General features: G+C 40.7%; 12 protein-coding genes. 5 read left to right on the top strand and 7 right to left on the bottom strand.

Translation table 11 applies throughout. The annotated features are described in order from the left end of the window. Positions 1-7 precede the first annotated feature (7 nt). The 4 genes from M2470_RS15735 to M2470_RS15720 all read left to right on the top strand — a co-directional run bounded on the left by M2470_RS15735 (position 8) and on the right by M2470_RS15720 (position 2229). Positions 8-586, top strand: coding sequence for a hypothetical protein (locus M2470_RS15735; protein WP_280745959.1), 579 nt, complete (start codon positions 8-10; stop codon positions 584-586). 133 nt (positions 587-719) lie between these two features. Then, positions 720-1217 carry a sigma-70 family RNA polymerase sigma factor gene (locus M2470_RS15730; RefSeq protein ID WP_280745958.1) on the top strand — a complete coding sequence of 166 codons (498 nt, stop codon included), beginning with the start codon at positions 720-722 and terminating at the stop codon, positions 1215-1217. Beyond that, positions 1217-1801 carry a hypothetical protein gene (locus M2470_RS15725; protein ID WP_280745957.1) on the top strand — a complete coding sequence of 195 codons (585 nt, stop codon included), beginning with the start codon at positions 1217-1219 and terminating at the stop codon, positions 1799-1801. The genes M2470_RS15730 and M2470_RS15725 overlap by 1 nt, the downstream gene beginning before the upstream one ends. 20 nt (positions 1802-1821) lie before the next feature. Next, positions 1822-2229: a DUF5024 domain-containing protein gene (locus tag M2470_RS15720; protein ID WP_280745956.1), complete on the top strand. Its 408-nt coding sequence runs from the start codon at positions 1822-1824 to the stop codon at positions 2227-2229. A gap of 108 nt (positions 2230-2337) precedes the next feature. Here M2470_RS15720 and M2470_RS15715 read toward each other — a convergent pair whose 3' ends face one another. The 4 genes from M2470_RS15715 to M2470_RS15700 form a co-directional block, all read right to left on the bottom strand. After that, on the bottom strand, positions 2338-3519 hold the full coding sequence (locus M2470_RS15715; RefSeq protein WP_280745955.1) for a DUF5009 domain-containing protein: 1182 nt from the start codon (positions 3517-3519) through the stop codon (positions 2338-2340). Positions 3520-3549: 30 nt separating this feature from the next. Next, entirely contained in the window at positions 3550-4134 is a 585-nt protein-coding gene (locus tag M2470_RS15710; RefSeq protein WP_280745982.1) for a sugar O-acetyltransferase, read from the bottom strand. 157 nt (positions 4135-4291) lie between these two features. After that, complete coding sequence (locus tag M2470_RS15705) at positions 4292-6280, bottom strand: glucosamine-6-phosphate deaminase (RefSeq protein WP_280745954.1); 1989 nt, start codon at positions 6278-6280, stop codon at positions 4292-4294. Positions 6281-6353: 73 nt separating this feature from the next. Then, entirely contained in the window at positions 6354-8300 is a 1947-nt protein-coding gene (locus M2470_RS15700; RefSeq protein ID WP_280745953.1) for an ABC-F family ATP-binding cassette domain-containing protein, read from the bottom strand. Between the two features lie 282 nt (positions 8301-8582). On the opposite strand from M2470_RS15700, the gene M2470_RS15695 reads away from it, so the two are divergent. Continuing rightward, the gene (locus tag M2470_RS15695; protein WP_280745952.1) at positions 8583-9719 is read left to right on the top strand and encodes an acyltransferase; all 1137 of its coding nucleotides are present in this window, start codon (positions 8583-8585) and stop codon (positions 9717-9719) included. Here M2470_RS15695 and M2470_RS15690 read toward each other — a convergent pair. Genes M2470_RS15690 through M2470_RS15680 form a run of 3 tightly spaced genes read right to left on the bottom strand, consistent with a single transcriptional unit; the run spans position 9693 to position 13560 of the window. Further along, positions 9693-11036 carry an MATE family efflux transporter gene (locus M2470_RS15690; RefSeq protein ID WP_280745951.1) on the bottom strand — a complete coding sequence of 448 codons (1344 nt, stop codon included), beginning with the start codon at positions 11034-11036 and terminating at the stop codon, positions 9693-9695. The genes M2470_RS15695 and M2470_RS15690 overlap by 27 nt on opposite strands. A gap of 3 nt (positions 11037-11039) precedes the next feature. Then, entirely contained in the window at positions 11040-12515 is a 1476-nt protein-coding gene (locus M2470_RS15685) for a TolC family protein (RefSeq protein WP_280745950.1), read from the bottom strand. 4 nt (positions 12516-12519) lie between these two features. Beyond that, entirely contained in the window at positions 12520-13560 is a 1041-nt protein-coding gene (locus M2470_RS15680; RefSeq protein WP_280745949.1) for an efflux RND transporter periplasmic adaptor subunit, read from the bottom strand. Positions 13561-13634: the final 74 nt, after the last annotated feature.

Below are 13634 nucleotides of genomic sequence, written 5' to 3'. Positions count from 1 at the left end.
TAGGGATATGGATCTGGATAAAGCAAAAAAGGCATGGATGAATAATTCTTTCCAACCTTCTATAAACAAAGATAAAATAGAACATATTATGAACAAAGATGGACAAAGCGCATTCATAAAGATGAAGCGTTACATATTAAGAGGAGTTATTATCTGTTTGGTATACAGTTTATTCCTTATGATTTTTTACCTTTTAGCAGAAGATATACCCGGCTTTCTGCCATTTATAGTCATGTGTCAACTCATTCTCATTATTGGTGGTCTTTGGAGCTATTATTGTTATCGCTACTTGCAGAAAATAGATTTAGGGAGAATGGATATTACAACCTTTTCCCGCTACTTCCTTAGGTTTCGTTCATGGGAGAAATGGGAATGGGTGGCAAAAGCGTTTTTTGTCTTTTTAATTATTGCGACTTTTGTCTATACCAGATACGATTTTTTTGTAGAGGGAGGTCTTATGGCTATTATATGTTTCCCTTTATTAATGCTTTTTAGTATAGGGATAGGTGCCTATATTTACCGCCGGTATTATTGGGGAAACATAAAAAAAGTAGAACAAGCCCTTGAAGAAATAGAGGAAAATTAGACCAGCTAATCAATAAATAGTTATTGTCTGGCCGGGTGAAGGATGTGTCGAAGGATGCATCCTTCATCTTTTTTTTAAAAAAAATGATTTCTCATGTTACGTTTTTCAATCTTAATTGTCATTATTGCAGATTATGGGACAAGAGCAGTTTAAACAAGAGGTGTTGCCGTTGCGTGAGCAGTTATTTTACTACGCGCAACGATTGCTGGAAGACTTGGAAGATGCCGAAGATGTAATTCAGGAGGTCTTTTTAAAGCTATGGTATATGCGTGACGACCTGGGCAGTTATAACAGCATCCCTGCTCTTTCGGTACAGATTACAAAACACCTCTGCTTAAACCGGATAAAGGTTCGGCAGCGTAGCCGGGAAGGCTTGGATACAGTAGTTTTGACAAGCCAAACGCTTACTCCCGAAGTACAACTGGAACAGAAAGATCAGGTAGCACAGGTGATGCAGATTATCGACCAACTACCGGGACTACAGCAAACCATCCTACGGATGAGACATGTAGACGGTTTTGAAGTAGAAGAGATAGCAGAACTGACAGGTAGTAAGCCCGAAGCCGTGCGCATGAATCTCTCCCGTGCCAGAAAGAAAGTAAAAGAAATGTTTTTCAAAATAGAGGCGTAATGACAAAGGATTACAAATACATAGAAGATTTGCTGGAGCGTTTCTTTGACGGAGAAACATCAAACGAGGAAGAAAAGGAGCTATACCGCTTCTTTAGCCGGGAGGATATTCCCGAGCATCTGCTACCTTACAAACAAGTATTCCACTATTTCGAGAGCGAGCTGGAAGAAGAACTTAGACAGGTAACAGAAGCTCCTCAAACAGATTTCCGGACAGAACAGAAACCTAAAAAACATTGGCTGGCATTGGCTATAGGAGTCGCTGCTTCTTTATTGATACTACTGATGCTAAGCCCGCTGTTCATGAAAGAAACAAGTTTCAATCCCTACGAAGGCAGCTATATTGTAAGGAATGGCAAACGCATTACCAACCCGGAAGTCATACGATCCGAACTGGAAGCAACCGTAAGGCAGGCTTTACAGGAAGAAAAAGAAGCCAGCCGGCTATTCACATGCTTGTCTGAACAGGAACAACAATATGACCTGATTGAACAACAAATTGAACAACAACAAGAAGAAATACTGAATAGCTTTTCAGACAAAGGATTAAGAGAAGAAGTAAAAAGAATATTAAAAATGGAATAATCATTAATAACAGAAAGAGTATGAAAACAAAACGTTTAATTGTAGTAGCAATCCTATTGATTGCCGGAAGTTTATCAACTGAACTATTTGCGCAGGATGCCATAAAGGCTTTGGTTCAGAAATGCGAAAATATGGAAAATGTGAATGTAAATATCGTTCGCAACAGGAATAAGGAAACCCGGAAAGTGGAACGTACGATCACCAGTATCAGCTTCAGTAACAACGAAGCATTAGTCAATGAGTTCATCGCTGCTTTCAATAAAGATAAAGAGATGACCGACCAAGAGATTGAAAACCGCTCCAACGGCAAGGTAAACAATATCTTTTACCGCTTCGGCAATACCTCTTATTCCTTCACACAAGGAGAAGAAGGAAGTGGCTCCATATCCATTATTGAAAGAAGCGACAACAAAAAGGATGTAGAATAATTGAAATAAGTTTAAAGTTTAGCAAATAACTTTTCAGAGACACATATCAAAGATTATTATATTTAAGTTTAGACATTAGAATATCCGGCCTGTGAAGGTCGGATATTTTTATACTTTCAACCGAATCTTGGCCTTCATCAAGCCCCAGGCAATGCCTATCACCAAGAAAGAAAAGACGATTGCTTTTATTAATCCGGTAGCACCTGTAAACATCCATTGGGGATAGTCAATAGGTAACAGCGTTAATATACTGTACAAGGCGTACGGGATAATGTAGCAGGTTAGTGTTACAGTCCCTGCCGGTTTGATAACATCAAACCAATGACTCTTTTTCTTTATATCCGTCAGCCAGTAAACTAAAGCAAACAGAGGGAAGAATATAGCGCAGCAATAGAACAACCAGGTAGGTGTAGACTGAAGTTTAGAAATAATCCAAAACTGATGAGATACAATGGCAGCTATCAGCATAACAACACCGATAGAACACATTATCAGGTAGAATCGTTTCGGCTCGGTAATACTGGCATATTGCTGTAAGATAAGACCGCCACATAAGCCGGCCATTGCAAAGGCATATAATGTAGCCGAAGCAGGAATATAACCAAGAATGCTCCATCCGGCAAAGACTCCGGCAGCGGAAAGAATGGAGAAAAGCATTAAAACACCAAATACAAGACCATTATAGAGCAGATTCTCACGGGTAAAGAGATAGATTACAGAACTTAGCAGATACGTCCAACCAATGAGTCCTAAAATACCCCACCATCTGGCAGCAAAAGAGGAACCTCCCCTTCCTTCAAAGATATAAAACAGATAAGCCAACAGGATAATACCTACTACTTTCATCCCGATAAAGAGGTACTTCTTCCAGTCGTCTGCCTTTGGATAAACACTCCATATCAGGAAAAAGCCTATCACCATTAAGATAGAAAAGATAGGATACAGCATGCCTGTTGCTTCGGCATCCAGTGAATCCCGGTTTACCGTAAAAACGCCCATAAGCACTAAAGCAAGTGTCCGCCAGAAGATGTGTTTACAAATATTCCACATAGTATCACCTTTCTTTATTCTGTTTTGGATTGCATAAGGAATAGCCATCCCCATAGCAAACAGGAAAGCGGGGAAAATAGTGTCCGAAAAGCCGAGCATATCCTCCTCCCGGGTAGCATGCAACAGCCAGTGAGGGATTTCTTTCATTCCGGAAATATCATTCACAAAAAGCATAAAAAACATCGTAAGCGCGCGAAAGATATCCAAAGCTTCGATGCGAATTGTTTTCTTGGTCTCCATGGTAAATTGAGTTTAGTATGTTTTTAGGGTTTAAAAGTTACGAATAATCTTACAAGGGTTTCCGGCGGCAAGGCAATTAGATGGTAAAGATTTCGTTACAACACTCCCGGCTCCTACTGTCGTATTATCACCAATAGTAACACCAGGCAAAATAATACACCCGCCCGCTATCCACACATTTCTACCTATCGTTACAGGAGCTGTATGAGATTTCCAGAACGGAAATTCATCCGGATCATTAGGTACCGATAGTCGTTCGTCCGGAACAGTAGGATGCGTAACTGCATAAATATGTGTACCCGGGCCGATACCGGAATGATCGCCAATGGTAATCGTATTACAATCGAGAAATACACAATTCATATTGATTTCAACACTATTTCCCAGGTGAATATTCTCGCCATAATCAACATAAAAAGGCGGAGCAATCCAGCAATGCTCACCACGTGAACCGATCAACTCATCCAAAATACGATCAATAAGTATCCGGTCTCTCGTATCAGCCAGAAAATATTGTTTTTGAAGTTCTTTTGCTTTATGCCATCTGTCAAGCAAGTCCGGATCGCCACAATCATAAGGCTCTCCGGCAAGCATTTTTTCTCTTTCAGTACGTATCATGCCGCTAATCTGTTTTTACTCATCAAGCACATATTGCTTCTAAATACAAAAATAACGAATATGTTTTGATACGTAAGGATATTTCATAAAAAAAGCCAGACAAAGGAGGGTTTAAGCATTCCTCCTTTGTCCGGCTTTATATGATGAGTTAGAATTATCGAAGCGGAATGTATTGTACAAATGCTTCGATGGCTTCGTAAGATGCTAATCCTAAGTCTTTATACAAATCAGCTGTTGCGCGGTTACGATCTTCTGCCCGTTGCCAGAAAAGGCGTTCGTCGTCTCCCAGGAAGGGAGCGCTTTCCATTTGAGACTGATGTTTCAAAATGGCATTCCGTTTCTGACGTAGCTGTTCCGGACTCATAGGTACCGCCATTTCGATATGGTCCATTTCCCATTCAGCCCAGGCTCCACGATACATCCAGATACGGCATTCTTTCATCCATTGCGTATCTTTCACTTCGTCTATGGCTGCCAAAGCGGCATCCAGACATACTTTATGTGTTCCATGAGGGTCGGCTAAGTCTCCGGCAACAAATATCTGATGCGGTTTTACTTCTTCCAGGAAATCACGGATGATACGGATATCAGCTTCGCTTAATTCATTCTTCTTTACCAGGCCTGTTTCATAGAATGGTAAGTCAAGGAAACGGATATGATCTTCCTGCTTAATGCCACTATATTGGGCTCCGGCACGGGCTTCTTCTCTGCGGATCGTTCCTTTCATGAACAAAACGTCTTCTTTTTCTGCTTCCCCTGCTACCTTTTCGTATTTCAGGAAATGAATGATTTCTTCGGCTTTTTTCTTTATAGCATCATTATTGGGAGAATACTTTGAAGAAACATCTTTCAGGTATTCACAGTAACGGATTACTTCTTCGTCGCCAACTGCTATATTTCCAGACGTTTGATAAGCCACGTATACATCATGTCCCTGATCACACAAACGGCGGAACGTACCTCCCATAGAAATCACATCATCATCAGGATGCGGACTGAAGATAATCACTCGTTTGTGTTGCGGGTTAGCCCGTTCGGGACGATTGGAATCATCGGCTCCGTACTTACCACCCGGCCATCCGGTAATCGTATGTTGGATATCATTAAATATCTTGATATTTACCTCATAAGCCGATCCGAATTTAGTCAACAACTCGCCCAGGCCATTTTCGCTGTAGTCTTTGTTGGTTAATTTCAGGATAGGCTTTCCGGTCAACTGACACAGCCATACAATCGCACGCCGGATCAGTTTATTATCCCATTCGCAACTGGTAACCAACCAAGGATGACTGATCCTTGTAAGCTGATAAGCAGCCGACAAGTCGGTTATTACCCTTACGGTATTCAACGTCTGTAAGTAGGTTGCCGGGATACTTTCACTCATTTTTTCCTCAACCGTTTCTTTTACAATATGAGCCTTTCCATCCCCCCAAGCCATCATGACAATCTCTTTCGCTTTCATGATCGTAGACATCCCCATCGTAACAACACCTGCCGGTACACTGTCTATTGATTTGAATATCTTAGCTGCTTCTTTGCGCGAATCATTGTCTAACAATACCAAACGGGTTCTGGAATTGATGGAAGAACCGGGACTGTTGAAACTGATGTTTCCAGCCTGTCCGATACCCAGTAACATATAATCAATCCCACCTACTTCTTCAATCTTTTGATCATAACGAAGACAGAAATCATAAATTTCTTCCTTGGGAAGGAATCCATCAGGCGAATAAATGTTTTCAGGTTTTATATCCACATGCTCCAGGAAATAATCTTTCAGGTAAGAAAGATTACTATAGGCAGGAGATGTCAGAGGATAAAACTCATACAGATTAAATACAATTACATTATGGAAGCTCAGCTTCTCTTCTTCGTGTATGCGGATTAATTCTTTAAATATACTTTGAGGAGATCGTCCACCGGGTAGCGCCAGAACAAATGACTGTCCAGTTTCTTGTTTTTTTCGAATTTCTGCAGCAATTTCTGCAGCAATGGCCAATGAGCCTTCATCTGCCGACTCATAAATAACAGTTGGAATCTTTTCAAAACGTGTTAATACAGATTGTTCATAAGCATTCTCCGGGCGGTAATACCTGGTTGGTATACGCGTAAGAGTAATTTGAGAGCTCAAATTTGTCTTCATGTTTATTTTTTCGATTTAGTACTTTAATATATAAAGAGCGAATTGCAAAAATAGTAATTTATTATATAACAAATTAACTATCCTTACTGTTTAAATTTTCCAGTTCTATTGTCAGCTCTGTCCACTTATCCATGGTTGCAGACAAACGGTTTTTCTGTTCCGAATATTCGTTGTATAACGAAGCATCGGAAGCACCCTCCGGTGTTGCTAGTTTGTCCTCCAGTTGCTTAATCGCATCTTCTAGCTGGGCAATTGTATTCTCTGCATCGGCGATTGCCCGTTCTGCTTTGCGAACTAGCTTGCTGTGTTCTTTCCTGGCTTCGTATGAAAGCTTATTTTGCGAAGGTTGTTCTTCTCCTTCTTCTGCAGAAAGTGCTTTTTGTTGGATGGAACGCTCCAACTCACGCAAACTATCCATCTTCTTCCGTTCAAGAAAGGCATAGATTCCTCCCAGATGTTCAATCACCCGCTTGTTGCCGAATTCATATACCTTGTCTACCAAGCCGTCCAGAAATTCGCGGTCGTGTGATACCACAATCACCGTTCCGTCAAACTCTCTTAAAGCGGCTTTCAATACATCTTTTGAACGCATATCCAGGTGGTTGGTAGGCTCATCGAGAATCAATAGATTTACCGGGTCGAGCAACAGGCGGATCATTGCCAAACGACTTCTCTCCCCTCCCGAAAGAACACCCACTTTCTTGTCCGAAGCTTCTCCTCCAAACATAAAAGCACCTAATATATCACGGATGCGGGTACGAATATCTCCTTGTGCAACATAGTCGATGGTATCGAAAACCGTCAGCTTCTCATCCAGCAATTGTGCCTGATTCTGGGCAAAATAACCGATCTTCACGTTATGTCCCAATTGCAGCTTGCCTTCAAAGTCTATCTCATCCATGATACACTTCACCAGTGTAGACTTCCCTTCGCCGTTCTTTCCTACGAAAGCCACTTTATCGCCCCGGTTGATGGTAAACGTAACATGCTCAAATACCTGATGATCGCCATATCGCTTCGCTGCATCTTCTATAATAACCGGATAGGAACCGGAGCGGGGAGCAGGCGGAAACTTCAGGTTAAGCGACGAGTTATCCACATCGTCTACCTCTATGCGTTCTACTTTTTCCAGTTGCTTGATGCGTGATTGTACCTGTACGGCTTTCGTTGCTTTATAGCGGAAACGCTCGATGAAGGCTTCCGTATCGGCTATCTTTTTCTGTTGGTTTTCGTAAGCCCGTTGCTGTTGTTCGCGCCGTTCTTTACGTAGTACTACATAGTCGGAATACTTCGCCTTGTAGTCGTATATTTTCCCCAGTTCAATTTCAATGGTGCGAAAAGTGGTATTATCAATAAAGGCCCGGTCGTGCGATACCAGTATAACGGCATTCGCCCTCGTAGCGATAAAGTTTTCAAGCCATTGGATAGATTCGATATCCAGGTGGTTGGTAGGCTCATCAAGCAACAGAACGTCCGGACGGCTCAACAACAATTTAGCCAATTCGATACGCATACGCCAGCCCCCGCTGAACTCGGATGTAGGCCGGCTAAAGTCTTCGCGTGAGAATCCCAAACCAAGTAGCGTACGTTCCAGTTCCGACAGGTAGTTATTCCCTCCCAGCATCTGAAACAATTCCGTTTTATGGGTAACTTTATCAATCAGGTTATGATACGATTCCGACTCGTAATCGGTACGTTCGGCCAGTTCCAGATTTAGCTTTTCTATTTCGCGCTCCAGTTCATGGATGTGTTCAAACGCACGCTCTGCCTCTTCTTTCACGGTACGTCCGTCGGCAAGTTTCATCTGTTGAGGCAGATATCCCACCGTTACATCCTTAGGAACCACTACTATACCCGACGAGGGAGGTTGCAGACCGGCAAATATCTTCAGCATGGTACTCTTCCCGGCACCATTCTTACCTACCAGCGCTATACGGTCTTTTTTATTAACGACAAATGAAATATCATCAAACAGCGTAAACCCACCAAATTCAACTGTCAGTCCTTCAACCGAAATCATAATCCAAATCTTTAGTAAGCTGCAAAGATACGATTAAATTAGCGTTTTCTACCAAATCCAACAATATGTTACACGAAGTAAAAATCGCACGCATGCCTTTTTCAGATCGCATGCATGCAATTTCAAAAACGCATGTGTGCAATTTCGGGAACGCACACGTGCGATTTCTAACACATCCCAAGCGGATGATTTACAATAATTTACAAAGCTTATGCAAGATTGATTTATAAATGAAGAAAAATACAATATTATTCTATAAATTTGAGCTTGATTTTATGTCCAATGAATAAACAGATTTTAGCACCCATACCCTTACAAGGAAGAATCGATGTTTTTGACTTCCTGAGGTCATTGATGATTTTCTTTGTCATAGTATTACATGTTAGTATGACATATATGCTTGATTGTCCTCCTTGGTGGTATGTTATCAGTAATAAAACAAGTCCGGTATTTATCTTCATCGTAAACCTTTTGGATATATTTATGATGCCTGTTTTGTTTTTTATTTCCGGTTATTTTACACCGGCCTCCTATATAAAGAAAGGGACAAATGGGTTTTTGAAAGATAAGATGAAACATATCCTCCTACCCTGGATATTAGGTATCCTGGTTATTATTCCTTTATATCCTTTCTTTCTAGGGAAATCAACAAATGATATGATGGGATTATTGAAGGAAAATCCTTTTTATCTGTTCAATTCCCAAGGTTATTTATGGTATTTAGGCATTCTCTTTCTTTTTCTTCTTGCCTATACTTTGTATGCCCGCTTTATACCTCCAAGCAGTACGCGTACCACTATATCAAATCAGAGAAACAGTTTATTTTTACTTGCATGTATTGTTCTTTCCGTCATTTGCGCATCTCTTTCTACTACATTTATTACTTCTTTTGATAACTGGTATTATTTTGCTTATGTTTTCAATCTGAAACCGGCAAAAATAATTACTTATTTATCCCTGTTTATTCTGGGAGTATATGCCTGGCAAACGAAGTGGTTTGTAAGAGACGGATGGATGCCCTCTATAAGCCTGTGGCGCATATTAGCTATAGGTACAGTAACTTGCTATTTAGTATTGAGACTGCTTATCCTGCCCAATTATGATTTTCCGGGATTAGATAAACTCATACCTGTTTTTGATGCTGTTTGTTCTTATACAACATTGCTATATTTATTACTAATAGGTATGAAATTCCAGGCAAGCCGTGTATCCGGATGGCTGGTTAATATATCCCCTTATTCGTATGGCATATACTGGATACATATGCCACTTACTATTTTATATTTGCAACTGATAAATGAGTTGAACGTTCCGATCTTTATAAAATGGCTTTCGGGTATATTCGTAACTTGTTTCCTATCCTGGCTGATCAGTAAATATATACTAAAGAAACTACCTTTGCTTAGGGAAATGTTTTGATTGAAGGTAAAAGATAAGAAACGTCAGCAAACACACCAGTATTTCCGACACAGGAAGGCTGGCCCAAACACCGTTTACACCCCAATATAGCGGCAATAAATAAACCAGCGGAATGAAGAAAGCCTGCCTGATTACACTTAAAGCTGCCGATTTAACGGCGTTTCCAATATGTTGGAAAAAGCCGCTTATCAACATCTGGCAACCGGCTAAAGGCAATGTTACGGTTAAAACGAAAAGCGCTTTAGAAGCTTCTGTTATCAGCTCCGGGCCGGGGTTAAACATCTGCACCAGCTCTTTAGAAGCAAAAATACCCAATAATAAAGCTACAACACCAATCCCAAAAGCCACCCTGAATGCATAATACAGCGTTTGGAACATCCGCGTATAGTTTTTTGCTCCGAAATTATATCCGACAATAGGCTGTATCCCTTGAGAGATTCCCGCAAATATCATGATGAAAACATAATGGAAACGGCTTGCAATTACATAGCCTTCTAAAGAAACAGGGCTACTATAGGCAATAAGCTGCTTGTTTGTGAAGAAAACAATCAAAGAGGTCATAGCTGTAATCAGGAATGGAGCAAATCCTATACTCAATATCTTTAAGAGTATATTCAGCCGTAGCCTCAAATAAGACAGCTTAATAGGGAAAAAACTCTTTTTCCCCAGAAAATGAGGGATGATTATACAGGCAGACACAAAGGTAGATAAAAGAGTTGCCCCTCCGGCTCCTTTCATTCCCCATTTAAAAACAAAGATAAAAACAGGAGCCAATATGAGATTGAATATAACACTGACACCTACAACATACATTGACTTTTTAGGAAATCCGGTAGCTTTCATTATATTAGTCAGTGTAGCTCCCATGTTCAGGAAAAGGCTGGCCGGAAGATAATAACTAAGAAAGTCTTTCGCAAAGAAATAGGTCTCTTCCGTTGCCCCCATCCAGTAAAGGATCGGTTCCATCCATATGTAAATAGCAACAATCGGGATAACAGAGATAATGAAAGTAAAAAGAAGCGAAGTTCCCATTACTTGCATGGCTGTTTCTTTATCACCCAGTCCGAAATATATGGAAATACGACTCGAAGTTCCAACTCCCACCAATGTGCCCAACGAAGCCAACAGGTTCATAATGGGCAAGAGTACTCCGAGAGCCCCAAGGGCATGCTCTCCTAAGTTCGGGCCATATCCTATAAAAATACTATCTATAATATAATAGACAGCCAAAGCAAGTGTTCCGGCTATAGACGGCAGCGTATATTGCCAAAAAAGCCGGGAGATCTTTTTATCCCGTAGTTCCAGTATTTGTTCCATTCATTAAAATTTAATGGGAATCCCATTATAAAAGTCCAGAATTTTTGCCCGCAGGATATAATCATATTTCGCCTGTATCTGTTCAGACTGGCTTTGCAAAAATCTTGTTTTCACCTCATTATACTCAAATGGAGTCAGCTTAGCCAGTTCATAGCGGATTTGTGCATGTTCAAAAGATTCCGAAGTAAACTTTACAGCATCATTCGATGCCATATATTTTTCATGTGCGGCGATAGCATTCTTATGCGCTGTCTGGATTTCTTTATAGAGGGTTTTCTTTACATCTTCCAGCAGCAGCTTCCGGTCTTGTATATCCAGTTTGGCTGTACGAACTTTATTGCGTGTTTGATAACGATTAAAGATTGGGATACTTAGCTTCAATCCAATCAACATATAGTCATTATTCTTCAATTGATTAGAAAAAGTTTCATTTGCCCTAATCAGCTGATTGGTTGACGGGTTTATTACATCTTTGGCATTGTATTTGTAAAGATATCCGGTTCCCCATTCAAATACAAGGCTCAAGTTGGGCATGTAATCGGCTTGGGCTACTTTCAATGCCTTTTCGGCACTCTCTATTCTGAACTCTTGTTCTTTTATTACAGGCTTATAGCTGACTGCATGTTCGAAGATAGACTGTGCCGGTTGAATCCTGCGAAACATATCTCCCAGCAATTTTTCATTGAACAGAGGAACCCTTACATCAAACTGAGTTTCCTGTTCCAACTCGAGTGCCTGCGCCAAATCAAGCAAAGCCAGTTCCAGATTATTCTGTGCTTCAATGACCGATACCTTGTCCTTGGCAAACTGTGCCTCCATATCATATAGGTTGACGGAGGGTACACTTCCGGCTTCAATGAGGTATTCTGTTTTCCTCAGCTGGGTTTGAGTCAGCGCCAATTGCTCTTCGTTTATCTTTACAAGTTCTTTATTAAATAATACCTGCAAGAACAAAGACGTAATATTAATGGATAGATTATCCTTTGCTTTTTCCAGGTTCTGCGTAGCTGCTTCAAACTCTAATTTAGTCCGTGCTATTTCGTTCGGAATACGAAAGCCTGTAAAAATAGGAATAGAAGTACTTCCTCCCAATGCTGTCCTGGACAAAGGTTCATCCATATCCGGATACGTTTGCGAACGCCCGAAACTCCAATCCTGAGTAATACCTGCATTAAGATCCGGCAAACGGCTGTTTTCCGCTGTATTCTGCTGAACTCCCGCTACCTCTCGCTGAAGCTTCAAACGCTGTATACTAATATTATGATCAATAGCATATTGGATACATTCCTCCAGTGTCCATCTTTTAACATTGCGATTCCTGGTATTGGTGCTTCTTGTTTCCCTTTCGGTTGTTCGCCTGGCTACTTGCTGTTTGTGAGGAGTATACATATCATTATTCACTCTTTGTGCAAGCGCTTTTTCCATCGGATATGTAAGGAAAAGGGCTATTATAAAATAGATGGATAGTTTTGTTTTCATACGATTAATCTAATTGAAGGCCTCTTACTTTATCATCTAACGATATCCCTTTTCTTATCTGAATATTAACTCCGTCCGACAAGCCTACTCTAACTTGTCTTCTTTCAAAAACCTGTTCTTTCCCCTCAGATGTCAAAACATAAACATAAGTCAGCCCCTCGCTGAACTCAACAGATGCTTCAGGAATCAGAATAGTATTTCTGGCCCGCCTGATAAGGATTTCACCATTCGCGCTATAATCTGCCCGGATCAGAACAGAGTCGGGTACATGCAAGGTGGCCTTGATTTCGTATAAGACGGTTCCGTTCTCCCTCTTTCCCTCCGGTGCAATGTATTCAATATAAGCCCTGAACACCTTATCGCTGATAGCTCCTATTTTTATTCTCACAGGCATTTTGTTTTTGAGCAGATGAACTTCTGTTTCATCAACACTTCCTCTGAATATCAGATCAGTCATGTCGGCTACGGCAGCTATGGTTGTCCCTTCGTTAAACACATTAGACTGAATAACATAATCCCCTTCTTTAATAGGAAGGTTCAACACTGTACCTGAAGTTGTAGACCGGATTTGCGTATTACTTATCCGGGAAAACCTTTTGGCTACACCATACTTAACAATATCCAATGCATCTTTGGCATTCTGCTGTTCTTCAACTGCTTTCCTGTAAGCAGCTTCAGATATTTCAAATTCATTCCTGGATATTACTTCCCGGTTGTACAACATCTGCTGACGTCTGAAATCCATTTGTATCTGATTCAGGTTTATTTCCGCAACCCTTAACCTGGATTCTGCCGCATTTAGCTCTCCCATTTCTGTTGTAACCTTCACGTTGGCAATAATTTCTCCTTTTTGGATACTTTCTCCGGCTTCCTTTCTTACATTATTAATAATCCCGGATATCTGGGGTTTTATTAATATTTTATTCCGGGGTTCGATATTGCCGGTAGCTACTACCGTATTTTCCACAGTACCTATCCTGGGTGTTACAATCTCGTAGCGTGCAACTTGCTCCCGGGATTCGTCCCACAAAAACTTGAAAGTCATAAGAACTACAAGTATTAAAATAGAAAATATTATAATCCGACCTACTTTCTTCATAAACGATAAGTCTGTTTAAT

The sequence above is a fragment of the Parabacteroides sp. PH5-46 genome, assembly GCF_029892785.1.
Classification (GTDB): Bacteria; Bacteroidota; Bacteroidia; order Bacteroidales; family Tannerellaceae; genus DFXE01.
This window is presented reverse-complemented; position numbering and strand designations above follow the sequence as displayed.

Coding starts and splice junctions, on each gene's coding strand:
- M2470_RS15735 (WP_280745959.1), top strand. CDS start 8: ATGGATCTGGATAAAGCAAAAAAGGCATGGATGAATAATTCTTTCCAA.
- M2470_RS15730 (WP_280745958.1), top strand. CDS start 720: ATGGGACAAGAGCAGTTTAAACAAGAGGTGTTGCCGTTGCGTGAGCAG.
- M2470_RS15725 (WP_280745957.1), top strand. CDS start 1,217: ATGACAAAGGATTACAAATACATAGAAGATTTGCTGGAGCGTTTCTTT.
- M2470_RS15720 (WP_280745956.1), top strand. CDS start 1,822: ATGAAAACAAAACGTTTAATTGTAGTAGCAATCCTATTGATTGCCGGA.
- M2470_RS15715 (WP_280745955.1), bottom strand. CDS start 3,519: ATGGAGACCAAGAAAACAATTCGCATCGAAGCTTTGGATATCTTTCGC.
- M2470_RS15705 (WP_280745954.1), bottom strand. CDS start 6,280: ATGAAGACAAATTTGAGCTCTCAAATTACTCTTACGCGTATACCAACC.
- M2470_RS15700 (WP_280745953.1), bottom strand. CDS start 8,300: ATGATTTCGGTTGAAGGACTGACAGTTGAATTTGGTGGGTTTACGCTG.
- M2470_RS15695 (WP_280745952.1), top strand. CDS start 8,583: ATGAATAAACAGATTTTAGCACCCATACCCTTACAAGGAAGAATCGAT.
- M2470_RS15690 (WP_280745951.1), bottom strand. CDS start 11,036: ATGGAACAAATACTGGAACTACGGGATAAAAAGATCTCCCGGCTTTTT.
- M2470_RS15685 (WP_280745950.1), bottom strand. CDS start 12,515: ATGAAAACAAAACTATCCATCTATTTTATAATAGCCCTTTTCCTTACA.
- M2470_RS15680 (WP_280745949.1), bottom strand. CDS start 13,560: ATGACTTTCAAGTTTTTGTGGGACGAATCCCGGGAGCAAGTTGCACGC.